Origin of the sequence: Archangium lansingense, from assembly GCF_026626635.1 — a bacterium.
In the GTDB taxonomy this organism is placed as follows: Bacteria; Myxococcota; Myxococcia; order Myxococcales; family Myxococcaceae; genus Archangium; species Archangium lansingense.
Genome location: NZ_JAPNKA010000001.1, coordinates 9,461,204 through 9,486,245 on the forward strand (window position 1 = coordinate 9,461,204; position 25,042 = coordinate 9,486,245).

Genomic DNA, 25,042 nt, shown 5'->3' on the forward strand with positions numbered 1-25,042 from the left:
AGGGAAGACAGGCCAGCCCCGCCCGGTAAAGGAGCAGGCGCTCAAGGCTGGGGGCTGACGTAGGCTCGGAGGACAGGAGAGCAGGCAAGTGGCTGGCCGCGACCCACACGATTACATCCCCGACGTACGAGACGGACTCACCCGAGCCGAGCGCATCATCCTCCACACGCTGCACGAACTGGAGCGCGAGCGAGGGGGCCGCTCCGTACCGACGGCCATGCTCTACGGGTACGTCGTCGAGCGCCTCGACATCGGCCGCGACGAGTTCCAGGACATCCTCACGCGCCTGGTGGGACGCCGAGTGCCATGAGCACCGGGGCTCTCAAGCGCTCATTCCCACGCCAAGCCCCTAGCGGCCGAGGCGAAGCGGGAGCGCTACGCACGCGTCCATCACAGCTCCGGCTTGAAGCTGGACGATGCGCCCGCGCTGCTCTCGCAGATTCCTTCGATGTCGCCATGGAACGAGAGGGAACACGCGAGTTCTAGTCCCTCGAAGCCGGAGTGCTGGCGGTGGAAGTCGATGGCGACGGTGTGCTCGTACCACGGGCGGGAGTCATCGTGCGGCGCGGCGGCGTCTCGGTGAAGCAGGTCGTCGAGCGCATCCTCGCGGAGCATGAGGCAACTCGCGCGACCAGCAAAGGGAGGGCCCCGGGGTTCGGTTGGAGACGCAGGCGGTGGCGTTATGCACGCTCTCCCGAATGCGCTTGTTGTTGGCGCTAGTGCCTGAGCGCTCCTCCTCCAGGTTGGCATCGACCCCGAGTTGAGCTGGAGCAGAGAGGTCAAGACTGGCCTGAAGAATGGCGCGTTGCGGGAAGTGCCCCCCTACCAGCGCATCGGGTCCTTCCAGAGCTCCGCGTCCGGACGTCGCGTGGACGGGACTCGGGCAAGAGACGGGACTGCCGGGTAGTCGGACAGTGTCCTCAGTCCGCGCTGTCCAGCCAACCACGCCAGGGCCAGCCCCTCGACACACACATGCGCCTCGGTGGCGGCCTCCTCGTCGCGCGCGGCGCCTTTGTCCTGGAGCCTGCGCCACCGGGCCCCTTCCTCCTGGAGCATCCGGGCCAGGGCGTCGTTGAACCGCTACGAGTCCCCCTGCTCAAGTGCCTCGATGAGGTTCCACCGTGCATCGTCCGTCTCCGCGGCGAGAGCTGCGTGGCGAGCCCGAGTGCATGGGTCCCCCGCCCTTGCCGCAACAAGGTCCATGAGACGCAGGACGTAGAGAAAGTCTTCCTCGTACTCCCGCTTGGGGTTGAAGGGCGCGGAGCCGGCCAGGGCCATGTAGCGAGCGGTGTCGAAGTCCATGCTCGCTAGCGCATCGAAGAAGGGAGCGGCCTTGCTGGTGTGCCTTGTTGCAGGCGTGGCGCGCTGGAGGAAATGCAGGTACGTCTGGCCGCTCATGGCCAGGAAGCGGTGGAGGCGGTTGGGAGCGCCGTCGAGCAGCAGTTCGCAGAGGCCCCGTCGACGGAAGCACCGGCATACCCCAAGGACGTCTCCCTCTGTCGCGGAGCCGTCGAGCAGGGAGGGAAGTCCCTGATGCGCTTCGATCAAGGCGTTCTTCGCGAACACTGGGAGGAACTTCGAGGTCATGGAGGCTCTCCCCTTGGATGGTCAGGTCTGGCCAGACTGCGGTATCTCCGTGACCAGGATGTTGGTGGGGTTCGATTCCTCCAGGGCATCCACCATGCGCTCGCTTATGACGTACCGCTGCGGGTCCCTGTCGATGCGGAACAGATCTGGTGCCCCCTTCAGCTTCCGGGGTGAGAGTACGCGCTCGTGGATCCGGACGATGTCCTGGCCGAGGTACTCGATCTGGCTCGCGTCGAAATCCAAGCAGTCGAAGGTCCCGATGGGGTTGACGAACCAGTAGTCGCGCGAGTGCACCCGGCCCTTGTGATTGTAGAGGGTGAAAGGCAGGTATTCGATCTCCAACCCCTCGCACAGGCGGGCGAAGATCTCCCGGGTCTTCCCATCGACGATGAGGAAGCGTTTGACGTTGCCGATCAGCGAGCCGGTATCCAGGCCCGGGTACTCCTCGCTCATGTGTAGCTTTGCATCCGCGGGAAAGAACGGGGCAGCCCTCTTGCCTATGGCGAGGTAGTAGCTCTCCAGCCCCATGCCCTCAGGCTCGCTGTCGAGCAGGCAGAGCGAGCTGTCGTTCGTGTCGCCCAGGGTCTCAATCAGGAAGTAATTCATCGGAAGTCCAGAACCTTACGTGGCCTTGCGCTTGCCGAGCACGCGCGGCGTTGCTGGCTTCTTGCGGGGGCCGAGCACGGTGTTGAGGGTGCCATCGTATCCGGGGGGCCGAACGTTGGCGGTGATCTTCGCGTAGATGCTCTTCGACAGCGCCTCCAGCTTTGCCTTGGAGAGCGAGTAGTTGGGCATCACATGGTCCAGGCCCGCGTTGGCAACCTCCTCCAGCGTCTTGGCATAGTCGTTCATGATGTCCTCCAACTCGTCCTTGATCTGCAGGGAGTAGGTGGGGTGCGAGCGATCCGTCACCTCGTTCAGGTGACGCGGCAGGCCAAGCTCGTCCGCGATGGCCTTATCCATGGGGACGACGATCATGTTGATTTTGTGGTTGAGGTTGTAGCCGACCATCAGCAGCCCGCCACGGACGAAGGCGTTGGCATCGGGCACCCGCCCTTCGAACTTCGCTGTGAGCCGGTTGATGGCGTTGCGCAGCTCAGAGTTGGTCACGATGTGATGCGCGTTGTGGTAATAGGGCACCACGCAGCTGTGACGGAAGTTGCCGAACTGCGCGACGTCCCACTCGTATGGCTTGGGCGCGTCGAGGAACTCCTTGTAGAAGGCCGGGTAGACAGGCCAGACCGTTTTATTTCCAAACTTGTCGCTGGTCGTGTAGTTCGGCTTCGCGTCGGTGCGAATCTGCTGGTTGTTGTCGGCGAAACGCTTGTACTTCGGCCAGTCGTACAGCGCTTTATCATCGGTGGCGTGAAGCCATGCCTGCCAGCGGTGCGAGCAAGAGTGGGCCTTCCAGACGGAAACATGGCGGTTGAGGCACTTGCCCACGGATGTGTCCGCGGTTCCTTCATGGAATTTCGCCGCTACATCCTTGAGGTGTTGCTCTTCCGATGCGTCTGGCATGACTACTCCTCTCCTGCGACCAGGATGGCGCCCACGTCGCCCCACTCCGAACTGGAGACGACGAGCACTCTACGGCCCGTTGCATAGCGGCGCACCAGCGAGCGGATCGCCACGCACAGCCCAACCGCACCGCTGGCTGCGCCCACGTCCCCTATCGAAGCGGCGGGAAGGACCCATTTCAAAGCGCCGTCGAGTCGCGGCGCAATCCTGACCCGGGCATTTCCCCACTCCCGCGCCCGCCATTCTTCACCATTCAGGTCCACGACAACATCCCCACGGAAGGGTGTGTTCGAGGCCGCAGCGTCGAGGCAAGCCGCCGTGACGGTGGCCAACGCCTCGCCCGAGTTCGGCTTGTCCTGGAAGAGGTGTCGTGGCTCCTGTCCCGTAGTGACGGCGCGGATCCATGCCTGTACTCGCGTTCCACGTCGCACCGCCGAACTTCGGGACTCCACCAGCACCGCCGCACCGGCCTCCCCGGGCATCAGCCCCACCGGGCGCTCGCTTGTCTTCAGCCGGCGTCGCTGCTCCAGCCACTCAAGTGTGAAGGGGTCCAAGTAGGAATCGATGGCGAGCACCACGACGCGGTCCAGACCGCCGTCAATCCACTGCCGAGCGAGTTCGAGTGCCGCCGCGCAGCCCACGTGTCCCCGGTGGAGCACCTTGAGGTGGTGCGGATCGAAGAACCAGGGCGCCCCACTCTTCAGCCGCTCCAGGAAGAGCGCTCCCATGATGTCGTTCCCGCGCCAGGGGCTGGGGACTTCTTGATACCTCTGGGCATCCCAGGTGGGCAGCGCCACCACGAGGCCTGTCCGTCGCCAGAAGGTGGCGTCCTCCAGACCGGGCAGACCGCCATGGAATCGCAGATCTTCCAGGCAGGCCCGGGCGACCCGTAGCCAGAAGCCAAGCAGATGAAGCCGTTGGCGAAACCTTCCAGCGGATGCCCCATCAGCGGCACAGTGTCCTGGGCTTCCTCGTCGAGAACCCGGAAGTAGGACAGCGCCCGGGGGCGGGTGATGCCCGCCCGGATGGAGGCACAGGCTGTCGTCGCATCGTGCCCCACAGACGAGAGCAGTCCTATGCTGGTGATGGAGAGATGCATGGACATTGAGGCTTGGTGCTGGAGGTCACACGGCGAGGAACCCTTCCGGGGGTATCTTGGCGGGCGGGTTGATGGCGCCCTGGAGTATACCCGTTTCGTGCGCCCAATCCGTTCCGGGGACCTCCGGGCGAGAGGCGGGACTGGCACGGACCTCTGCTGAAATTCCAGGGCTCTTGTTTTTCCACTCCGACCCATCCCGGGTCCCGGGAATCGACAGCCCGCGAGGGGAGCGCCTACGCGCCCACCCCGGGGGAGATGGAGCGAGTGTCCGGAGGATGACGGGCACCACTCCGGACAAGGTGCGCGGCCAGTGCCGCGCGGCCCCCAGAGCGTTCCGGGACCGTCAGCCGTCATGACGCCTCCACCGCCTATGCATCCTGCGGGGGCCGGCGGAGAAGCAGCAGGCCGGCCACCGTCACGAAGGCCAGGGCGGACAGAGCGAGCGACACGTGGGTGTTGGTCACGCTCCCCAGGAGCCCCACGGTCACGCCGCTGAACGCCCGCAGGCCAGAGGCCGACATGCTGAAGAGCCCCAGGACACGGCCCCGGATGGTGTCCGGCGCGTTCAGCTGCACGAGCGCCTGGGTCATGCTGCTGAAGGAGAGCTCGAGGAACCCGGCCAGGAACAGCACGCAGATCGCCGCCGCATACGAGTTCATGAACGAAAACGTGAAGAGCGAGCATCCCCACAGGAAGGCAATCTTCAACGCGGAAGAGGGCGCCGTCGGCAGCCAGGTCCCGCGCGTCTCGAGCAGGATGCCCGCGAGCAGCGCACCGGCCGCATCCGCTCCCAGCAGGACCGTATAGGCCATGCCAGGGTCTCCATGGCCCAGATCATGGGCGAAGCCCGGCATCTGCGCATGGTAGCTGTTGCCGATGAAGAAGGAGGCCGCCCCCGCCAGCAACACCATGCCCCCAACCACGGGCATCCCGCGCACGTCGCGGATGGTTTGGACGATGTCGGAGATGCCCCGGACGGCCCGCTTGGCGCCCGCCGTCGCCCCGCGAAAGTGCCGGCCAAAGGGTGCGCTCACCAGCCAGAACACGAGGGGCAGATAGAACAGCGTGTTGACGAAGATGCCCCGGGTAGGCCCGAGCGTCTGCATGATGATGCTGCCCACGCCGGGGCCCACCAGGACCCCGAGGTAACGGGCCGTCGCGTTCAGGCGCACCGCGCTGGGCAGGTGGCCCGGGCCCACGATGTCGTAGAGCAACATCTGGCTGGAGGTGCCCCAAAGGACACCCGCGCAGCCGTGGATCGTGAGGAGGACCATCGCGTGCCACAGCTGCAAGGAGTCCGTGACGAAGAAGTACCCCCACCCCAAGGAGGCAATGATGAAGAGCACCATGCCGGCCTGGATGAGGCGCCGGGAATCGAACCGGTCATTGAGCGCGCCCACCGGCACCGAGAACACCAAGAAGGGCAGCCAGTGGGACACCACCGCGAACCCACCCAGCGCCGCCGAGCGGAACTTCTGGAACGCCACCCAGTAGCTGATCACGTGCTCGATGTTGTCGGCCATCATCGCCAACATGAACGTGATGAGGAAGGTCCGGTATCCAGCGATGCGGAGCGCGCTGGATTCAGCGGGGGCCGAGGCCACGGTGGTGGAGGTCATGGATGTTCACGCCCAAGGCAGTGGGTGGCCTACCCTACATCAGCTCATGACGGTCTCGGGGCGCGGCTCTCCATGACTTCACCTGGCTCCTTGAGTGACTGCGGCTGATGGAGCGCCCGCCCCCCCGTGCTGCCCCCGGCGCGGCGTGGGCGGATGGGAAGCTCCACGATGAACTTCGCCCCGGCTCCGGGAGCACTCTCGACCCGGAGCTGGCCACCGTGGGCCTCGACGATCCGCCGAACCCGGAAGAGGCTGAGTCCGAGGCCTCCGAAGTGCCGCGAGGACACGGCGTGGCCAAACCGCTCGAAGATGAGCACCTGGGCCTCCGGCTTGATCCCGATGCCGTGGTCCCGGACGGACAGCCGGATGGTTGCGACACCTCGCTTGAGGACCACCTCGACGGGCTTGCCCTCGCCAAACTTGAGCGCGTTGGAGAGCAGGCACACCACCACCTGCTCGATCCGGGCCCGGTCCCACAGGCCGGTGACATCCTCGGAGGCGGTCATCGTGATCTCCGACCCGCTCTCGGCAATCTCCGTCCGGAGCTGTCGGAGCGCCGATTGCACCACCTCGGAGAGGACGACAGGCTCGAGCTGGAGCATGAGTCCTTCATTCCGGAACTGTGCCACGTCGAACATGGACTCCAGCAGCTTGTTCAGCCTCCGCACGTGGTGAAGGAGGGTGGCCATCAGCTCCTCCTGCTTCTCGAGAGAGAGCTTCTGCCCAGACCTGGTGACAGCCGCCGCCAGGCGTTGGGTGGTCAGCTGGAGCACTGTCAGGGGCGTCTTCAGCTCATGAGAGGCCAGCGTGAGAAAGTCGTCGCGCAGCGTCAGCGCGTCGTGAAGCGCCTGGGCCCGACGGTCGAGGAACCATGCCAGCACCAGCGCACCGCCGACGACAATCCCGAGCAGCCCGAGAACCAGTACCTGGGTGTGGCGCAAGGGTTGAAAAGCCTCCGCGGTATCGACCTCTGTCGCCAGCCCCATCCCGAGGCTGTCGTCCCAGCTCCACGCCCCCACGACCCGCACTCCGCGATAGTCGCGGTAGCCTGTGATGTTGCTGCCGGTACCGCCGGAGAGCGCGCTGTCGGCCATCAGCGTGAGCGGCTGGTGAGCCCTGGGCCGGGTCGGCCCCCCCCCTCCGTGAGGTCGGTCTCGGGATCGCGCAGCTCGATGTTCAGGATGGAGTTCTCGCCTGGGCGGAGCAGACCCACCGCCCGCATCTCGTCCTCGAAGCGGCTGCTGGTGACCATCTGCGCGCGCCGGTTGAAGGCGTAGGTCTCCCCGGTTCGACCGAAGCGGCCCAGTTGGACGACCCGGGTGAGGTCCCGCTCGGGGGCCAACCGGAACACCAGGACCGCGACGACCGAGCCCTCGCTCCCGCGGACGGGGGCCGCGACGAACTGGGTCGGCTGCTCCTGGCGCGACCCGGTGACAGTGCGGAGGGGAATCATCGAACGGTGGGGGGAGCCGATCTGAGGCTCTCCCCTGAGTGCCGCCTCGACCAAGGCGGGGTCGAGCATGAGCATCGTCTTCAGCCCGATGGCGGCGTCGAGGTCCGAGGCGATCGCCGTCCCGTCCGGCGCAAGCACGACGTAGCCGGAGTACTCATGGAGTCGCACCAACGGGAGGAGAAGCCGCCGGATCCGCTCTGTGGGCGGGCTGGACTTCAGGGACTCGGCTGTCCGCGGGACCTCCAGTTGGGCCACCACGGCCTGGCGCAGGTGCTCGGATTGGGCCCAGGACGCGACGTCCGCCTTCTTGTCCTCGGCCCAGAGCTGGAGCCCTTCGTGAGAGACGGCAACCACCGCTGTCAGCGCATCCTGGAGGTGCTGGCGGTGGAGCAGCTCGATCCTCCTCAGGGTCCACCAGGCCGCCAGCGCCACGGGGACAAGAAACACGAGCAAGAGAAGCGCCGTCCTGTGGCGCCGCCAGCCGAGGCCCTTCTCTTGCGTAGGCAGGGCCATGGCCAAGGTCATTCTCCGTCCTTCCTATCTGGCGCTCGGCCGAGCGCCATATCGCATTGTAACCAGGTGATTCCCGCTCAGGAGCCGCCTCGATCTCCGCCGGCTGTTCACTCCATGACCAGTAACCGGGCCATGAGGCCCGCGTCCTCACCAAGAGCCTCCCTGGCGAGATCGACGCTTCACCTGAAGCCGAATGGGAGCCGTCTGGAGGAAACCGGCTCTCAGGGATACGGGAGCGACTCGTCGAGCTGCATCTCTGGCCGCTCGAGCCACCGGCCCCACTCCGTCAGGACGCGCCGCGCGTAGATACGGGCGCCCTGCTTGTGAGCGATCTCCAGGACGCGGAGGAACTCCTCCCGGGCCTCCGGCGCTCGGCCCCTCAGGGCCAGGAGCTGGGCGCGCACCAGGTGAGCATAGGCCTCGAAGCTCGTCTCCCCCGCGCGGAGCTTCTCGGGCGTCAGCGCGTGCTCGATGGCGGCCAGTCCCTCCTCGGCCCGCCCCAGCGTCAGGTAGATGTCCGCGAGCATGGCGGAGTTGTGCAGCGTGCCGGTCACGAAGCCCGAGCGCTCCCACTCCTCGAGCGCCCGGCGCATGAGCCCCAGTCCCTCCTCGGCCTGCCCCAGCTCGGCCAGGGCCCAGCTCTTCAAAATCGTGGACCACCACAACCAGAGCCGGAAGCGGTGCTCGCTCGCCAGCGCGACGCACTGCTCGGCCCACTCCAGGGCGCTCCGGGGCTCGCGGCGGATCTGCGCGCCAACGGCCGCGTAGGTGAGCACGAGGGCACACGTATGGGGATGGCCCAGGTTCCGGGCCAGCTCCAGCGCCTCGTGGGCATGGCTCCGGGCCACGTCCAACTCGTCGAGCGCTGAATGGATGACGGAGCTGAAGGCGAGGGCCGTCGCGCGCGGGTTCACCACCAGCTTCAAGGCGAGGGCTCGATGATGCTCGAGGGTGGGCTCTTCGGAATGCGCCAGGGCCTGTTCAATGTGAGCAAGGGCCGTGGGCATGTCACCCCAGGTGAAGTAGTCCAAGGCCATCCACCGGTGCCCCACCACCAGCAGCTCCTGGTTGGAGTAGCGCCGGCCCAGGTTCACCAGCAGCTCGTTGAGCTCATGCGCCTCCCGGAACTTCATCTGGGTGAAGTAGTAGGCGGAGACGCCCCAATAGGAGAGCTCGAGCAGGGACGGGCTCTCGCCCAGCTCTCGCAAGAGCTCCCGGACGCGCTCATACAGCCGGGCCACCTCAGGCGAGTGGTAGCCCTGTACCTGCACCAGCGGAAGGCCCAGCGCGAGGAGCAGTTGCAGCTCATCGAGAAGGAGCGACGCAGCGTCCGGAAGGCTCCGCAGCAGCTTCAGCGCATGGGTGAGGTGGCTCACGGCCTCCTGGTTGGCGTAGCGCAGGCTGGCGCGGAGGCCGGCCTGCTTCCAGGCACGGATGGCCGGCTTCAGCTCCCCGGCCTCCGTATAATGATGGGCGAGCAGCTCGGGTCGGTGCTCCACCATGCCAGGGAAGTCCGCCACCAGGGCGAGCGCGATGCGCCGGTGGTGCTCGCGCCGCAACCCGCGGCTCTGGGATTGGTACGCCGCCTCCTGGATGAGTGCGTGCCGGAAATGGTAGCTGGGCCCGGAAGGCTCGTCGGAGCGCTCCAGCAACCCCGCCGACACCAGTCCCGCCAGGTCCCTGCGGAGCGCGGCCTCGCCCAGGCCTGTCACGGTGACGAGCACCTCGCGCGTGAAGTCACGGCCCAGCACAGCGCACCACCACGCCAGCTCCTTCTGACGGCGCGGGAGCGTGTCCAATCGAGCCAGCAGCAGCTCCTGGAGGGTGACGGGAATGGACGCCACCGCCCCGCCTTCCAGCAGCATGCGCGTCATCTCCTCGGCGAAGAGGGGAATGCCGTCCGTGCGCACCACCAGCTGCTCCATCACCGACTCGGGCAGCGTCCGGCCCCGGGCTACTTCCCTCACCAGGCGCGCGGTGCACTCCGCGGGCATCCGCTCCAGCGTGATCGTGTGGAATCCGGGCCGCACGGGCCAGGGCGATCGGAACTCGGGGCGGGCACTGAGGACGCCGAGGACGCGCGCCGAGGCCAGCTGCTCCATCAGCGCACCCAACAGCCGCAGCGTGGAGGGGTCCGCCCAATGCAGATCCTCCACCACCAGGAGCACGGGGTGCACCGCGGCCACCCGCAGCAGCAGCGTGCCCAGCGCGCCCAACAGCTCCTCCATCTGCCGCTCCGGGGTGAACCGCAGGTGCGGAGAGTTCTCCTCCACTGGCAGGGACAGCAGCGAGCTCAGCAGGCGCACCTGCACGGGATTCAGCTCCCAGGGAGCCAACCACTCCTCCAGCACGCGCAGGTTCTCCTGCGGAGAGAGCTCTGGAGAGAGCCACAGCCGCTGCAACGCCTCGATGAGAGGATGGAAGGCGCTGGTGGAGAACTGGGACCAGCACTGCAACCGCAACGTCAGCGCCTGCTCCCGGTCGATCCGCCCGCGCACCTCCTGGATGAGGCGAGACTTGCCCACCCCCGCCTCACCCGAGAGCAACACGAAGCCGCCCTCCCCTGCCCACGCCCGCTCCCAGTGCGCGAGCAACTTCTCCACCTCCCGCTCTCGCCCCACCAGCGGCGTGAGCCCTCCGCCCACGGCCAGCGTTCGATCGAACCGGGACACCGTCTGGCGCGCGCTCACCAAGCGATATACCCGGACGCTGCGCGCCCCCTCGTAGGAGCGGGCACCGAGCGACTCCGTCTCGAAGGCGCGCTGCACCAGCACATGGGCCTCACGGCTGAGCACCACCTCGTCGGGCCCAGCCTGGAGCGCCAGCCACGCCGCCACCTTCGGTGCCTCGCCCTGGATGCCGGGCGTACGCCCGCGCAGCTCCTGGGGCAGATCATCCAGCATCACCAGGCTGGTGTGGATGCCCACCTGCACCGTCAACTCCGGCCGCTCCTGCAGCGGCAGCCGCTCCTCGAGCGCCTCACGAATGGAGGGCAGCAGCATCATGCCCGCGTGCACGGCGCGCTCCGAGTCTCCCTCGCGCGCCACCGGATAGCCGAAGCACGCCAACGCCTCGTCGCCCATGCACAGGGTGACGAAGCCACCATGCTGCTGGATGACCTTGGAGAAGCCACGATGAAAGGCCGCTTCCCACTCACCAAAGTCCTCGGCATCCATCCCCGCCGCGAGGCTGGCGAGCCCCTCCAGCTTGCACGCCACCAGCGTCACATGCCGCCGCTGGGGTGCCACGTGCCGCGGCTGCTTGCGCCCCGGGCGCAGGTGCTCCTCCAGCTCGCGCAGCTCTTCCTGCAGCTCGGCCGCGGACAACAACCGCCGGGAGGGATCCTTGGCCAGCATCACGGCCAGCAGCGACTCCAGCTCCCAGGGCAGCTCCGGGTGGCGCTCGCGCAACAAGGGCACGGGCTCGGGCGACAGCACGCGGACCCGCAACGCCTCCAGGTTCTCGCTCGCGTACGGCAGCTCTCCGGTGAGCATCTCGTAGAGCAGCACACCCGCGGCCCAGATGTCGGTGCGCTCGTCCAACGCCTCGCCCCGCCACTGCTCCGGCGCCATGTAGGGAGGCGTGCCCGCCATGGGCAGGCGCGGAGCCAGCGCGGTGTTGGGCTCGAGCAGGTACGCCAGCCCGAAGTCGAGCAGCTTCACCACTCCTTTGCGGGTGATGATGACGTTGCTCGGCTTGAGATCGCGGTGGACGATGTGGTGCTCGTGGGCGTGAGCCAGGCCCGCGGCCACGGACATCATGATCTCCAGCGTGCGCCGGGGACTGGGCCGCTCCCGCTGCATCAGTTGGGCAAGGGACTCGCCCTCCAAGCGCTCCATCACCAGGAAGGGCATGCGCGGCTCATCGGGGCGGCCGACCCACTCGGCGACGTCGAAGATGCGGACGATGTTCTCGTGATCGAGCCGAGCGATGGCCCGGGCTTCCACCAGCGCCAGGCCCGCCAGCTCCTCACGCGGCACGAGGAACTTGAGGGCCACCTCTCGCCGGAGCTGCTCGTCCCAGGCGCTCAGGACCCAACCCATGGCGCCCGCGCCCAGCTCCTCGAGGAGCTTGAACCGGTGGCCGTCCTGGCCTCCCAGCCGCTCCCCAGGAACCGGCCTGCGCAGCGGCACAGGAACATGCGCCACTTCCCGTAGGAAGGAGTCGTCCAGGTCCGAATCACCGGGCTCCACACGACGTTCATCACTCCTCAGAAGCTCATCAGGCCGAGACGCCGCCGGCGGCCAGCCGATGGGTCTGTCACCCGTCTCATCGCCACCCTGCATGGCACTCTCCCGCGCCCCCCTCGGCGGAACCCTCTCCGGCGCCCTGCCTGCCCGCCTTGGAAAGCTATGGACCCGGGAAGCACCGGGCAACGAAGCAGGCAGGGAGCTGGAAGCGGTCTCTCAGGCCAACACCTTCTCTTGGCGCTTGCCCCCAGAGGAGAGGTCCGCCGATGCGTTCACGTCTCGACGACGATTCGCACTCAGGTCGGGGATGGAGATCCAAGTGTCCGGGGTGCTGGCTCGCCTGGGGGTCTCCCTGCGAAGCCGCCGGGCCAGATGGCTGGCAGCATAGGGAGCCACGCGCAGACCCTGAAGGAAGCCCGTCGGACGCAGCCCGCCCCCCGAAGCGCGCGGTGTGAGGCGCAGCTCGTCCTCCAGGTCCATCCGCCTGTCGAGGCGGAGCTCGGCGAGCGGCTGGTAGTCGTCCGTCCCCCAGGGAGCCATCTCGAGCCGCAGACTGACCTCCCCTGCCCGCACAGCGTCCTCGAGCCTCTCGTTACGCGCCGTCCCCTCCCCCGAGCCGGATGCGGTGATGCGCAGCGAGACACGACCGAGCCCCTCCACCTCATAAGGAGTAATGGACCAGTAGGTATTGGCCAGGTAGTCGCCGCAATCGGTCGCCTTGATGTCGCGGGCAATCGCCGCGAAGGAATGGAAGGACACCAGGAAGAGGTCCTGCCCACCGCGAGCATTGGTCTGGCATGGCCCGGGCTGACCGTAGAAGCGCACGCCCAACCCGAGCGAGTCCCTCTTCACGCGCTTGCCCTTCTGCTTGAACAAGCCCCCGGAAAAGCGGACCAGCGCGGCGCCTGATAGACGCTCGGCTACCTCCACGCTCGCAACGGAGGAGAGCGAGGAAGCAGGCCAGGCCATGGCCGAATAGACCACCCCGGAGGGATGGAAGAAGCGGGCCTTGCGGCAGAAGGAGAGCAGGAAGAACCCCCAGGACAGGAGCAGCGACCCGCAGAACACTCCGAAACCGTATTGGATACGCCCTCTAGACACTCGGACCCCCTAAGGTTGAACAGCCCATGGGGACGGAGCACGATCGGCGCGGATGTGATGCCCTCCGCGGGGACGCCTATGACGAAGCAGAAGGACAAGCACTCCAGTGGCCAGCAGCAGGACTCGAAGGCAAAGGGCTTCAACAACCCGTTCGCCAGGCTCGAGGGCTTGCGTGACACCCTCCCCTCCACGAAGCCCCAGCTGCGCCGGGAGGACTTCCCCGACACTCCGCCTCAGGGAGGCCCCGAGCGCACGGTGGTGCGGCTCGAGACAGACCGCGCAGGCAAGGAAGTGACGGTGGTGGAGGGGCTGGGCCTGCCCGCGACTGAGTTGCAGGAATGGCTCCAGGCCTTGCAGCGCGCGCTGGCCTGTACAGGCACGGTGGAGGGAGAGCGGCTGGTGCTGAAGGGAGATCATCGCTTCAAGCTGCCGGACCTCCTGCTACGCCGCGGCGTGCAGCGCGTGGTCCACGGCTGAGTCGTCCACCTTCCCAGGAGCCATCCAGCAACTCGCTGGTAGACTCCAGGGGCCATGCGAACACCACGAACACTCTGCCTGCTGCTGGTGGGCGTCCTCGCCGCGTGTGCCACTTCGAGCCCCGCTGTCCAGGAGAATGGCCCAACAGCCGAGCCTGAGGTGGTGGCGTCCTGGGAGGAAGGCTGTGAGGACGAGCGCAGCCTCGTCCTGCTGTGCCAGGAAGAAGGAGAGGAGTGCGGCTTCTTCCGTTGTCACGAGGTGGTGTCCGGCCAGGAGGTGTTGCTGGCGTCCCGGGGCGGGGGGCCGCTCTACATTCCAGGAGCCTCATCCACGCCTCGTGGATGGAGGAGCCGCCCCATTGGATGGCCGCGAAACACCAGGCCCGTCCTCACCTTCCGTTTCAACCGGCACTTCGACCCCAAGCCGCCGCAACTCGCCCTACCCCCGGGACGTTGGGCACGGCACCACATCTTTCCCCAGGCCCAGGAACTCAGGGAGTGGTTCCAGGCGCGCGGAGTGCCCGACATTCATCAATACACCCTCCTCATCCCCGAGCATGTCCACATCCGCATTCACAGCAGAGGGCCCAAGGGGGGCCTGTGGAATCAAGCCTGGAGGGATTTCAAGGATGCCCGGCCCAATGCATCACCTGAAGCAATCTACCGCCACGCCGGAGAGCTCGTCTTCCAATTCGAACTGACGGGTCCCATCATTCCGTATGCGCGTGGGGGCAGGTGACGAGATGACGAAGTTCTATCGGCTCCGAGCACCCAGAAACTCCAAGTACACCGGCAACCTCAGTGCCAGACACAAATGGGGCAGCCTGCCCGGGCTTCGCTGCCCTGAATGTAAAGCCACGTGGGCTGGAGGGATGACGGCGTATCCAGGCATAGACCTGTCCGCTCTTGCAGAACGCGGCGAGTACGAGAAGCCCCGGCCGGAACCCTTCGACGAGTTCGTGCGATTACGTGAGTTGGTGCGGCCCCTCGTGCCACCCGGAGGCCAGTTGCTCCCTGGCACGAAATTCGGCCCGCTGGTGGGCACCGCCACCGGCACCTTCAGCCCGTTGTTCTTCCATTACGTCGAGATGCCGCTGGTACACCGCGAGGCGCTGGACAGGTTGCAGGCCGAGGGGGTGCGCGGCCTGCTCGGATTCCGGACGGAGCTGCGCTTCCGCCAGAAGAACCACCCCGAGTTGTTGGAACTGGAAGTCCTGCCTCACGGCCGGCTGCATCTGGAGTGCACACCACCTGATCGGCGCCCTCCGTGTCCCAAATGTGGCTGGGACGACTTCGCCTTCCCAGAGGAGCCCATTCTCGATGCGGTGTCACTGCCTGCGCACACGGACTTGTTCCGGCTGAGCGACTTCGAGACCGTCATCATCGCCACCGAGCGCTTCGTGGAGGCCGTACGGCGCTTGAACCTGGACGAGGTAGACATCCGCGAAGTGCCGGTGCGCTGAGTGCTGCTCTCCAGCCCCTCTCGGCACTTCAGCTCCGCCCCCATGGCGACCGTGCTTGAGTGCTGTAGCCCCCAGCGCCGCACCATGGAGTGACGCATCAACAGCCGCTCCGCACCAGAGCGGCACGCTCAGGCAGCGGGAGCCTTCGACTCACCCGGGGGCTTCTGCTCGGGCGTCTCCCCAGTGGGAGCGTCCGGCGCCACGGCCTGCTCCGGCACAGGAAGAGACTGCACGGGAGCGCCCTGCTCCTCCGCCTTCGCGGCCTCGCGCTGAGCAATCTTCTCGCCCTCGCGCTCGGCTTCCTGGAGGAACTCGGCGTACTCGTCCTTGCGTGCACTGGCCTGTTGCTGGGCCTGCTTCTCCTGCTTGACCGCGTCGGCCCGGCCCCGGACCACGGCCCGCTTGCTGAGGAACACGCCCGCGGCGATCACCCCCCACTCCAACACCAGGGAGAGTCCGCCATTCTCCAGCCACCCATCGATGCCGTTGCTCGTGAACTCGATGGCGAGGGTGAAGCACAGGCCCGTGGCCGCAGCCCCGAGCGCGGTGGCCCACGGCCGCAGCTCGATGACGCGAGCGGCGCCGTAGCAGAGCACGGGCAGCACGCCGAGCGCCCAGAGGTTCCGCAGCACCGGGGCGATGAAGAAATCAATGGCCCAGGAAGGCAGCGCCTCGACACGGCCGCTCAGCCGCATGGAGAGGGCCCCGGTCAACACGGTGCCAATCACCAGCGCGAGGAAGCCGAGCCCCACGGTGAACTGGATACGGCGGACGCGGACGCGCAGCGGCTCGAGGGCGGAGATCTTCTGGGTGCTCACGGGAACGGCAGCCTAGCGCAAGCGCGGCCCCAACACGCACTGGGAGTCCTCACTCCGCGTCTTCGCCGTCCGCCGTGCCGCCCGGGGTGCGAGGAGGCGGGCCGTCTCCATAGAAGACCTCCTCCAGGACGAGCCCATGGGCGGGGGCGGTGGGGCCGGCGCGCTTGCGGTCCCGAGCGGCGAGGACCTCGGCCACCCAGGTGTCGGGACGGCGCCCCTTGCCCACCTCCACCAGGGTGCCCACGAGGTTGCGCACCATGTGCTTGAGGAAGGCCGTGCCCTCGACGGTGACAGAGAGCTCGTCGCCGGAGATGCCCTGGACATCCACCCGGCGCACCTCGCGCACCGCATGGGCAGCCTGGCAGTCCGAGGCCCGGAAGGAGGAGTAGTCGTGCCGGCCCAGCAGGTGCGCGGCGCCACGCCGCAGTGCGTCCACGTCCAGGGGGGCAAATACCTCCCAGTGGGTGAAGCGGCGCAGGGGCGAGCGCGAGGGCTTGTTGCTCACCCGGTACCGGTAGCGCTTGCCGTGGGACCAGCGGCGCGGGTCGAACTCGGGGGGCACCTCCTCGGCGCGGACGACGGCGATGTCCTCCGGGAGGAAGCGGTTGAGCCCCATCCAGTACGCCTTGAGCGGCAGCACGCGCTGCGTGTCGAAGCACACCACCTGCCCGGTGGCATGCACGCCCGCGTCCGTGCGACCGGCCGACTCCACGTCCACCCGCTCGCCGAGCAGCTGCTCCAGCGCCTGGACGAGCCGGGTCTGGATGGAGACGCCATTGGGCTGGACCTGCCAGCCCACGTACTGGGTGCCGTCGTATTCGAGGGTCAGCTTCAGGCGGGGCATGTCAGCGGTACTTGAGCCAGACCGAGAGGAGCTCCCCGACCATCTTGCCCACCGGGACGCCGTGCTTACGGGCCATGGCCTCCAGCGACTCGAGCTGCGCGGCGGTGACAGGCACCGCGACGATGCGCTCGCCACCCGAGGGCTCCTCCACGGGGAGGACGGACTCCAGCTCCGGCTGCGTGGTGGGCGCGGGCGCGGAGAACGGGGTCTGCTGGGGCCGCAGGCGCTGCTGCTCCTCTTCCAGCTCGTCGAGGAAGAGCTGCTTGAGGAAGTTGGAGAGGTGGAGGTTGGAGGGGGTGAACTCGTACGTGTTGAGGAAGCGATCCAGGTCCTGCTGGAAGTGCCAGGCCGTGGGGTAGCGCTTGTCGCGGTCGCGCTCCAGGGCCTTCATGAGGATGGCCTCCACCGGCTCGGGGATGTCCGCTCGGAAGTACGAGGGCGCGTACACCTTGCCATCCACGATGCTGCGCATGACGGCCACATCCGACTCGCCAGTGAAGAGCTTGAAGCCGGTGAGCCACTCGTAGAGGACGGAGCCCAGCGAGAAGATGTCACTGCGGTGGTCCAGGGGCTTGCCCAGACACTGCTCGGGGCTGAGGTAGCTGAGCTTGCCGCGCAGCTCTCCGGCGCGCGTCTGCTCCGCCCGGTTGGCCGCCTTGGCGATGCCGAAGTCCAGCACCTTCACCGTGCCGTCGAAGCACACGAAGATGTTCTCCGGCGTCACGTCCCGGTGGACGATGTTCAGCGGCGCGCCGTACAGGTCCACCTTCTGGTGCGCGTAGTAGAGCCCCTCGCACACGGACGAGGCGATCTTCAGCGCGTACACCATGGGGAAGGGAATCCCCAGCGACTCGGCCTTCGGGACGACCCGCCGCATGTCCCGGCCGAAGAGGTACTCCATGCCGATGTAGTAGCTGTCCCCCACCTTCCCCAGGTCGTGGATCTGCACGATGTTGGGGTGGTTGAGCTGGGCGGCGAGCCGAGCCTCGTTGAGGAACATGCGCACGAAGGCCGGCTGCCGGGACAGGTGCGGGCGGATCCGCTTGATGACGACGGGCTTCTCGAAGCCATCCGGGCCGGGCTGCTGGGCGAGGAACAGCTCCGCCATTCCACCCACGGCGAGGCGATCGAGGAGCTTGTACTGGCCAAATGGCACGGGAGCGCGGGGGGCGGCTGGAGACATCAGTGGCGCCAAGATAGCGCTCCCAGGGCCTCCATGGCCAAGACCAAGGAAGCGGGACCTCCCTTCATCGTCGAGAAGGTCCTCGCCCCCCTTGGACCCCCATTGGACCCCCAAAGGAGCAGGCAACGCACCGGCCGCCACGGTGGTGGCATGCCCCTTCTCTGGGGCTCCCCGGCGCACGGAACTGTTGCACCCGCCCGGATTTACAAGCACGTTGAGGGCATCACGCCAGAAGGCGCGCCGCAGGAGCAATGGGCGGCATTTTCAAGAGGAAGATCATTTCATGAAGAACGCTGAAGGGGTTGCTCTAGCCTCTGACCTGGACCGAAGGCTGAAGACGAGCATCGACCAGCTGAGAGACGTGAGGGAGACCCTGGAGGAGCTGGGCCGCTCCGCGGGCACACTCCACCGCCTCTTTGGGGTAGAGGAGGTTCAGGAGGTCGTCAGGGGGAAGGGCGGCCGGACCCCGACCCCGAAGGGACAGACCGTGCCGCCGCCCGCCCCAAGTGCCCGGCCCGCGCCGAGCAGCGCCCCCACGGCACCAGCGCCCCAGGACGACATTCCGGAGTGGCGCAAGGTGTTCCCCAACCTGTCCAGCAAGGTGCCGGGACGCGGAAAGTAGGCAGCACCCTCGTCGTGAGTTGAGTGGATGAAGGGGCCCGGCAGCCGTCACCGCTGGGCTCCGCCTCTCCTCCTCCGACGAGGCCCGAGGTTGTTCGCCCCCCACCTCCAGGCCGAAGCCCCAGAGGGAAGGCAGGCGCTCGGAGTTCGGACGTTGGGACGTTTGACACTTCGAACGGTTCCCCCCTCGGAAGAGCGCCCCTGTTAAGTCAAAGTGTTGAGTGACAGAACGGACCCGGGCTTGCCGGTTGCCCCAAAGCACAGGGGGTGGCCTTGGGCGTCGGTGGGGCCTGCCCGGGCGAGCACCACTGCGCCTCACGAGAAGCCCGAACTGCCCCCGCGCATCGAGAGCCGGAATGCCCAAGACTGACTCCCACGCACCTCGCGCCCCCGACTCTCAGGAGAGCTGCCTCGCGGAGGGCGGCGAGATGGGCACACTGGTGCGTTCCATGGATTGGTCGAGGACGCCCCTGGGCCCTGTCTCCGGGTGGCCCACCAGCCTCAAGACGATGGTGGGCGTCGTGCTCCGCAACCGCTTCCCCATGCTGCTGTGGTGGGGACCAGACCTCATCCAGATCTACAACGACAGCTATCGGCCCATCCTCGGCGAGAAGCACCCCGCCTCCCTGGGCGCCCCCGCGGCCCAGGTCTGGGCGGAGATCTGGGACGTCATCGGACCGATGGCCCGGAGCGTGCTCGACGGTGGCCCGGCGACGTGGAATGAGTCCTTGCTGCTCCTCATCCACCGGCGGGGGTTCGCCGAGGAGACGTACCACACCTTCTCGTATAGCCCCGTCCCCGCCGAGGAGGGCCAGGTCGGCGGCGTGCTCGTGACGGTCCAGGAGACGACCGAGCAGGTCCAGGACAACCGCCAGCTCCGGATGTTGGGAGACCTGGCGGCGCGAGCTGCCGACGCGGAGTCCGAGGAGCAGGCCTGTCACACAGCCACGCGCATCCTCGCGGAGAATGACGCCGACCTGCCGTTCTCGCTCCTCTATCTGTTGAATGCGGACACCCGGGAGCTCCGCCTCGTCTGCACCAGCGGGCTGGACCACTACGAGGGCCCGGGCAGACCGGACCGCGTGCCGTTCGACCCCAGGTCCGGCACCACCGAGGGGTGGCCATTCGCCGAGGCGGCTCGCTCTGGACGCGAGGCCCTCGTTGGGAACCTCCGGGAGCGCTTCGGGCCCATGCCTGGAGGCCGCTGGGGAATTCCCTCGGAGCGTGCGGTGGTCCTCCCCTTGTCGCGGCCCGGTCAGCCCCACCCGTACGGCTTCCTGGTCGCCGGAGTCAGCCCCCGACGCGTGCTGGATGACCGCTACCTGGGACTCTTCCGGCTGACGGTCGACCAGGTGGTGACCGCGATCACCAATGCAAGCGCCTACGAAGAGGAGCGCAAGCGCGCGGAAGCGCTGGCGGAGATCGACCGGGCGAAGACGGCCTTCTTCAGCAACGTCAGCCACGAGTTCCGCACCCCCCTGACGCTGATGCTCGGGCCGACGGAGGACGCGCTCGCCTCCCCCGCGCAAGCGCTCACGGGTGGGAACCTGGAGACCGTCCACCGCAACGCGCTCCGGCTGCTGAAGCTCGTCAACTCGCTGCTCGACTTCGCGCGCATCGAGGCCGGCCGCATCCAGGCGTCGTACGTGCCGGTGGACCTGGCGGAGCTGACGACCGGCCTCGCGAGCGCCTTCCGCTCGGCCATGGATCGCGCGGGGCTCTCGTTCGAGGTGAGCTGTCCTCCCCTCCCGGAGCAGATCTACGTCGATCAGGACATGTGGGAGAAGATTGTCCTGAACCTGCTCTCCAACGCGCTGAAGTTCACGTTCGAGGGCTCCATCCACGTCTCGCAGCGATGGTTGGGAGACCGCGTCGAGCTCCGGGTCACCGACACGGGGACGGGCATCCCCGAGAGTGAGCTGCCCCACCTCTTCGAGCGCTTCCATCGCGTGCAGGGGGCCCGGGCGCGGACGCATGAGGGCTCCGGCATCGGACTGGCGCTGGTGCACGAGCTGGTCCGCATGCACGGCGGCACCATCACCGCCACGAGCACGCCCGGACAGGGAACGACTTTCACCGTCACCGTGCCAGCCGGAACGGCGCACTTGCCGAAGGAGCGAGTGGCCGCCAGCCGTTCGCAGGTGTCCACGGCGCTGGGAGCGTCCGCCTATGTGAACGAGGCGCTGCGCTGGCTGCCGGGAGCGTCCGAGATGCCTGCCGAGGAGCCCTCGCAGTTGAGCGCCCCCGTACGCCCGGTCATGGACATCGTGGCCGGAGCCCGCATCCTGTTCGCCGACGACAACGCGGACATGCGGGAGTACGTGGGCCGGCTCCTCGCCGAGCGCTGGGAGGTGGAGACGGTCGCGGACGGCCTGGCCGCGCTCGAGGCCGCACGCGAGCGGCTTCCGGACCTGGTGCTCACGGACGTCATGATGCCCGGCCTGGATGGCTTCGGTCTCTTGAGGGAGCTGCGGGCCGATGAGCGCACCCGGAACGTGCCCGTCATCATCCTGTCGGCGCGCGCGGGCGAGGAGGCGCACGTCGAGGGACTCCGGGCGGGCGCCAATGACTACCTGGTGAAGCCGTTCTCGGCCCGAGAGCTGGTGGCGCGGGTCGAGTCCCAGCTCGCGAGGGCCCGGCTGCACACCCTGCAACAGGAGCACCACCGGCGGCTCGCCAGGGTCTTCCAGCACGCCCCGGTGGGGATCTCGATCTTGCGAGGCCCAAACCATGTGTTCGAGTTCGCCAACGCGGATTATCTCAAGCTCATCTCGAACCGTCCGGTGGTGGGCCGCAGCGCTCGCGAGGCCCTTCCGGAGCTGGCCAATCAGGGCATCTTCGAGCTGCTGGACAACGTGTTCGCGACAGGCGAACCGTTCATCGGCAGGTCCGTGCGCGTGATGCTCAACCGTGGCGCCGGAGGTGCACCGGAGGAGGGCTTCTTCGACTTCGTCTATCAGCCAATGCTCGACGAGGCTGGACAGGTGGAGGGCATCGTGGCCGTGGCCTTCGATGTCACGGAGCTGGCGAACGCGCGGCGTGGGGCGGAATCGGCGAACCGCGCCAAGGACGAGTTCCTCGCGATGCTCGGCCACGAGCTGCGCAATCCGCTGGCCCCCATCCTGACGGCGCTGCAACTCATGCAGCTGCGAGGCGACGACTCGACGGAGCGGGAGCGCACCCTCATCGAGCGCCAGGTCAAACACCTGGTGCGGCTGGTGGATGACCTGCTCGACGTGTCGCGCGTGACACAGGGCAGGGTCGAGCTCAAGCGAGAGAAGGTCGAGCTGTCCACGGTGGTGGCGAAGGCCATCGAGCAGGCCAGCCCGCTGATCGAACAACGCGAGCACATGCTGACGGTGGACGTGCCCCGGAACGGCCTGCGGCTGGACGCGGACCCGACCCGGCTCGCCCAGGTCTTCTCGAACCTGCTGACGAACGCCGCGAAGTACACCGAGCCCGGAGGGCGAATCTCCGTGACCGCGGTGAGGGAGGGAGGCGAGGCCGTCGTCCGGATCCGCGACAACGGCACGGGCATCGCTCCCGAGACGCTGCCCCGGGTGTTCGATCTCTTCGTCCAAGAGCGCCAGGCCCTGGACCGGTCACAGGGAGGGCTTGGGCTCGGGCTCGCCATCGTCCGGAGCATGGTCACGCTCCACGGTGGCAGCGTGGGGGTGCACAGCGAGGGACGGGGGCGCGGCAGCGAGTTCACGGTCCGGCTTCCGGTGCTGGAGGCGGGAGAAGTCCAGGCCGTGGCCGCGCCCGTCCAAGCCGAACCGAAGCCACCCGCCCGCAACGCCGTGCCCAGCCGCATCCTGGTCGTCGACGACAACAAGGATGCCGCCGACATTCTCTCCGAGTCGCTCATGATCCTCGGGTGCGAGACCCAGGTCGCCTATGACGGCCCGAGCGCCTTGAAGATGGCGGAGACGTTCCGGCCCGAGGTGGCCCTGCTGGACATCGGGCTGCCCATCATGGACGGCTACGAGCTGGCTCGCCTGCTTCGCGAGCAACACTCGACCCGGGGCATCCGGCTCATCGCAGTGACGGGCTACGGCCAGTCCTCGGACCGTCAGCAATCCAAGGCGGCCGGCTTCGATGCCCACCTCGTCAAGCCGCTCGACCTGGATGTGCTGGAGTCGCTGCTCAAACGAATGGCCGCGTCCTGAAGGCCGTCAAGGCAGCTCGAGCACCCGCACCTTGAGGGCGGCCGGTTGCGCGGGGGACGCAGGAAAATCCACCGGCGAGGGGCCCAGGGACAGCAGCCCCCTGCCCTTGCGCCCCGCGCGGGACACGCCCTCCGTCACCATGGCCTCGAAGCGACGCGGCTCCAGCGTGGCGAGGTTGCAGCACGCCACCAGCCGGCCTCCAGGGGCCACCACCCGAGCGGTGGCCTCGGCCAGCCGGGCGTAGTCCCGCGCAGCGGAGAAGCGGCTGGTGCGCGTCGTCGCGAACGAGGGGGGATCCGCCACCACGACGTCGAACGTCTCCCCCTTGCGAGCCAGGCGGCCCAACCACTCGAAGACATCCCCAGCCACGTAGTCGTACCGGTCCACCGACTGACCGTTGAGACGAGCGTTCTCCTCGCCCCACTCCAGCACGCGACGGCTGGCGTCGATGTTGAGGACACGCTTCGCCCCTCCCGCCGTGGCCGCCACGCCGAAACCACAGGTGTACGAGAAGAGGTTGAGGACGGTGAGGCCACGCACCTCCCCGGCCAGCCAGGCCCGCGTGTCGCGCATGTCCAGGTAGAGCCCCACCGAGAGCCCCTGGCCCGGGCGGATGAGGAAGCGCAGCCCGTTCTCCAGTGCCACCAGCGACTCCACCGGCTCGCCGCGCTCGACCTGCTCGGGGGCAAGCTGCTCCTTCGCCACGTTGGCCAGGTGGCGCGCCTCCTTGGGCCGGCGCTTGAGGTAGAGGCTGCGCGGCGCCCAGGCGGACTCGATGGCGTCGAGCAGCACCTGCTCCTCGGCCGGAGAGAAGTCGCGGTAGAGGCTCACCACATGGAGGTACTCGAAGACGTCCACCGTCACATCGGGGACGCCATCGGGCTCGCCGTTGATGAGCCGGAAGGCCGTGGTACGCGGGTCCTCGCGCAGCGGAGCCCGCCGCTCGCGAGCCTGGAGGAGGAGCTCCACCAGGGACGAGGTGCCGAGGCTCATCCCTGGCGCACCGGCCACAAGGGGGCCGCGGCCTCCGGGGCCCGGGTCCGCGCCCACAGGCGGGAGAGCACGAGGGAGGCCTCGCGCGCCAGCACCACCTCATCCATGCCGAGCAGCTGCCCCTCGCGCACGGTGACGCGGCCGTCCACGATGTTCCACGCCACCCGGGAGCGCCCGAGCTGACCGAGGAGGAACGGCGCCTGCCCGCTGTCGGGGTCCAGCGCGGGCACGAAGTCGAACACCGCCAGGTCCGCCAGACGCCCCTCCTCCACTGCACCGGAAGGATGGCCGTAGAGACGAGAGCACAGCTCCGCCGGGCCGTCCGCGAAGAGCTGCACCAGCACGCCGTCCGGGTCCACCAGACGCGCGCCTCGCGCGGCGCCCATCGCAGTGACGAGCGCAGCCGAGACCGCGTCCCAGAGGTTGCCATGCCCGGCGCTGCCCAACCCCATCAGGTTCTGGCGTCCGTGCAGCGTCTCCAGGGCCCGACCACTGGGCTCGATGAGGAGGGCCGCCCCGGGGCCGAGCGCCACGCAGGTACCGGACTCCGCCAGACGGATGGACTCGGTGTCGTCCACGGCGCGCGCGTACGCGGCCACCGAGAGAGGCCCGAGCAGCCCGAAGCCCTCCAGCCGCGGCACCACCCGTTGGAAGTGCTGCCCCCAAGTGGTGGCCAGGTCGTGGTCTCCCTCGGAGAGGTGGAAGACAACGGGCGCACCGGAGGTCTCCCGCAAGCGGCTGAGTCTCTGGAGCAGGGGATTGGCGCTCGTCCACGAGGCATGGAAGCCGAGCGCGCCACGCACCAGCGGATGGGAGCCGCGGCGCCGCACGAAGTCGGCATTGGCCTCCGCCTGGGCCTCCGCCTCGACGGTGCCCTCGAGGCTGTTGGTGGAATGACTCGCCACCAGCCGCAGGCCGAGCTGCTCCGCCGCGCGCGCCTGGGCATCGAGCGCGCCTCCCACGTCCCCCGGACAGGACAGGTGCTCCACCACCAGCGTGACGCCCGAGCGCAGCGCACGGGCCATGGCGTAGCGGGAGAGGACCTCCACATCCGGGACGGTGAGCTGGGCAGCCAACCGCCGCTCGTGCTCCAGCCGGACCTGGGGCGGGTGCAGGAGGAGCTCGCCCGAGGTGGGGACGAGCAGGTCACCCACGAGGTGGGCATGACAGTCCACGAGGCCCGGCATCACCAGCCGGCCGCGACAGGAGACCTCCCAGTCCCCGGGGAGCACGGGGACCTCGGCATCCGGAGCGACCCGGCGGATGAGGCCACCCTCGATGACGACGGCCATGCCGGCACGTCCACGGCCGTCGGCACGGAAGATTGAGCAGTTCTTAAGAACCAAGCGGCCTTCCATAGGGGCGCCGAGTATACGCATGGAGCGGGCGTTACGA

22 protein-coding genes are annotated in these 25,042 nt (G+C 67.9%); 6 read left to right on the plus strand and 16 right to left on the minus strand.

Features of this window, described 5'->3' with window-relative positions; all coding sequences use genetic code 11:
• The first annotated feature begins 88 nt into the window (after window positions 1–88).
• On the plus strand, window positions 89–310 hold the full coding sequence (locus OV287_RS37470; RefSeq protein ID WP_267538833.1) for a hypothetical protein: 222 nt from the start codon (window positions 89–91) through the stop codon (window positions 308–310).
• 80 nt (window positions 311–390) lie between these two features.
• On the opposite strand, the gene OV287_RS37475 is transcribed toward OV287_RS37470, so the two are convergent.
• The 11 genes from OV287_RS37475 to OV287_RS37525 all read right to left on the minus strand — a co-directional run bounded on the left by OV287_RS37475 (window position 391) and on the right by OV287_RS37525 (window position 13,080).
• A complete protein-coding gene (locus OV287_RS37475; protein ID WP_267538834.1) occupies window positions 391–615 on the minus strand; it encodes a hypothetical protein in 225 nt (74 codons plus the stop codon).
• Window positions 616–822: 207 nt separating this feature from the next.
• Window positions 823–1,056, minus strand: coding sequence for a hypothetical protein (locus OV287_RS37480; RefSeq protein ID WP_267538835.1), 234 nt, complete (start codon window positions 1,054–1,056; stop codon window positions 823–825).
• A gap of 24 nt (window positions 1,057–1,080) precedes the next feature.
• On the minus strand, window positions 1,081–1,587 hold the full coding sequence (locus tag OV287_RS37485) for a hypothetical protein (protein ID WP_267538836.1): 507 nt from the start codon (window positions 1,585–1,587) through the stop codon (window positions 1,081–1,083).
• Between the two features lie 21 nt (window positions 1,588–1,608).
• Window positions 1,609–2,193 (minus strand): imm11 family protein, encoded by a 585-nt coding sequence (locus OV287_RS37490; protein WP_267538837.1) that lies wholly within the window; start codon window positions 2,191–2,193, stop codon window positions 1,609–1,611.
• Window positions 2,194–2,208: 15 nt separating this feature from the next.
• Window positions 2,209–3,105 (minus strand): AHH domain-containing protein, encoded by an 897-nt coding sequence (locus OV287_RS37495; protein ID WP_267538838.1) that lies wholly within the window; start codon window positions 3,103–3,105, stop codon window positions 2,209–2,211.
• A gap of 2 nt (window positions 3,106–3,107) precedes the next feature.
• Window positions 3,108–3,833: a hypothetical protein gene (locus OV287_RS37500; protein WP_267538839.1), complete on the minus strand. Its 726-nt coding sequence runs from the start codon at window positions 3,831–3,833 to the stop codon at window positions 3,108–3,110.
• 739 nt (window positions 3,834–4,572) lie between these two features.
• Complete coding sequence (locus OV287_RS37505) at window positions 4,573–5,823, minus strand: MFS transporter (RefSeq protein ID WP_267538840.1); 1,251 nt, start codon at window positions 5,821–5,823, stop codon at window positions 4,573–4,575.
• 44 nt (window positions 5,824–5,867) lie between these two features.
• On the minus strand, window positions 5,868–6,917 hold the full coding sequence (locus OV287_RS37510; RefSeq protein ID WP_267538841.1) for a sensor histidine kinase: 1,050 nt from the start codon (window positions 6,915–6,917) through the stop codon (window positions 5,868–5,870).
• Window positions 6,917–7,801 (minus strand): hypothetical protein, encoded by an 885-nt coding sequence (locus OV287_RS37515; RefSeq protein WP_267538842.1) that lies wholly within the window; start codon window positions 7,799–7,801, stop codon window positions 6,917–6,919. The genes OV287_RS37510 and OV287_RS37515 overlap by 1 nt, the downstream gene beginning before the upstream one ends.
• 209 nt (window positions 7,802–8,010) lie before the next feature.
• On the minus strand, window positions 8,011–11,982 hold the full coding sequence (locus OV287_RS37520; protein WP_267538843.1) for a protein kinase domain-containing protein: 3,972 nt from the start codon (window positions 11,980–11,982) through the stop codon (window positions 8,011–8,013).
• Between the two features lie 213 nt (window positions 11,983–12,195).
• Window positions 12,196–13,080: a hypothetical protein gene (locus OV287_RS37525; protein WP_267538844.1), complete on the minus strand. Its 885-nt coding sequence runs from the start codon at window positions 13,078–13,080 to the stop codon at window positions 12,196–12,198.
• Between the two features lie 78 nt (window positions 13,081–13,158).
• On the opposite strand from OV287_RS37525, the gene OV287_RS37530 reads away from it, so the two are divergent.
• From OV287_RS37530 to sitI6, 3 genes are read left to right on the plus strand one after another with little or no spacing between them, the layout of a single operon-like run.
• Window positions 13,159–13,557: a translation initiation factor gene (locus OV287_RS37530; RefSeq protein ID WP_267538845.1), complete on the plus strand. Its 399-nt coding sequence runs from the start codon at window positions 13,159–13,161 to the stop codon at window positions 13,555–13,557.
• 54 nt (window positions 13,558–13,611) lie between these two features.
• Window positions 13,612–14,295 (plus strand): SitA6 family polymorphic toxin lipoprotein, encoded by a 684-nt coding sequence (gene sitA6 / locus OV287_RS37535; RefSeq protein WP_267538846.1) that lies wholly within the window; start codon window positions 13,612–13,614, stop codon window positions 14,293–14,295.
• 4 nt (window positions 14,296–14,299) lie between these two features.
• Complete coding sequence (gene sitI6 / locus OV287_RS37540) at window positions 14,300–15,019, plus strand: SitI6 family double-CXXCG motif immunity protein (RefSeq protein WP_267538847.1); 720 nt, start codon at window positions 14,300–14,302, stop codon at window positions 15,017–15,019.
• Between the two features lie 128 nt (window positions 15,020–15,147).
• Here the strand turns inward: sitI6 and OV287_RS37545 are convergent, their stop codons facing one another.
• From OV287_RS37545 to OV287_RS37555, 3 genes are read right to left on the minus strand one after another with little or no spacing between them, the layout of a single operon-like run.
• The gene (locus OV287_RS37545; RefSeq protein WP_267538848.1) at window positions 15,148–15,837 is read right to left on the minus strand and encodes a hypothetical protein; all 690 of its coding nucleotides are present in this window, start codon (window positions 15,835–15,837) and stop codon (window positions 15,148–15,150) included.
• Between the two features lie 49 nt (window positions 15,838–15,886).
• Window positions 15,887–16,681, minus strand: coding sequence for a tRNA pseudouridine(38-40) synthase TruA (gene truA, locus OV287_RS37550; protein ID WP_267538849.1), 795 nt, complete (start codon window positions 16,679–16,681; stop codon window positions 15,887–15,889).
• A gap of 1 nt (window position 16,682) precedes the next feature.
• Window positions 16,683–17,864, minus strand: coding sequence for a serine/threonine protein kinase (locus tag OV287_RS37555; RefSeq protein WP_267542486.1), 1,182 nt, complete (start codon window positions 17,862–17,864; stop codon window positions 16,683–16,685).
• 283 nt (window positions 17,865–18,147) lie between these two features.
• Here OV287_RS37555 and OV287_RS37560 point away from each other — a divergent pair, with 283 nt between their 5' ends.
• Both OV287_RS37560 and OV287_RS37565 read left to right on the plus strand, forming a co-directional pair.
• Window positions 18,148–18,486 carry a hypothetical protein gene (locus tag OV287_RS37560; RefSeq protein WP_267538850.1) on the plus strand — a complete coding sequence of 113 codons (339 nt, stop codon included), beginning with the start codon at window positions 18,148–18,150 and terminating at the stop codon, window positions 18,484–18,486.
• Window positions 18,487–18,841: 355 nt separating this feature from the next.
• On the plus strand, window positions 18,842–22,654 hold the full coding sequence (locus OV287_RS37565) for an ATP-binding protein (RefSeq protein ID WP_267538851.1): 3,813 nt from the start codon (window positions 18,842–18,844) through the stop codon (window positions 22,652–22,654).
• A gap of 6 nt (window positions 22,655–22,660) precedes the next feature.
• On the opposite strand, the gene OV287_RS37570 is transcribed toward OV287_RS37565, so the two are convergent.
• Both OV287_RS37570 and OV287_RS37575 read right to left on the minus strand, forming a co-directional pair.
• Window positions 22,661–23,647 (minus strand): class I SAM-dependent rRNA methyltransferase, encoded by a 987-nt coding sequence (locus tag OV287_RS37570; RefSeq protein ID WP_267538852.1) that lies wholly within the window; start codon window positions 23,645–23,647, stop codon window positions 22,661–22,663.
• Window positions 23,644–24,939, minus strand: coding sequence for an amidohydrolase family protein (locus OV287_RS37575; protein WP_308809767.1), 1,296 nt, complete (start codon window positions 24,937–24,939; stop codon window positions 23,644–23,646). Before OV287_RS37575 ends, OV287_RS37570 begins: the two co-directional genes overlap by 4 nt.
• Between the last annotated feature and the right edge of the window lie 103 nt (window positions 24,940–25,042).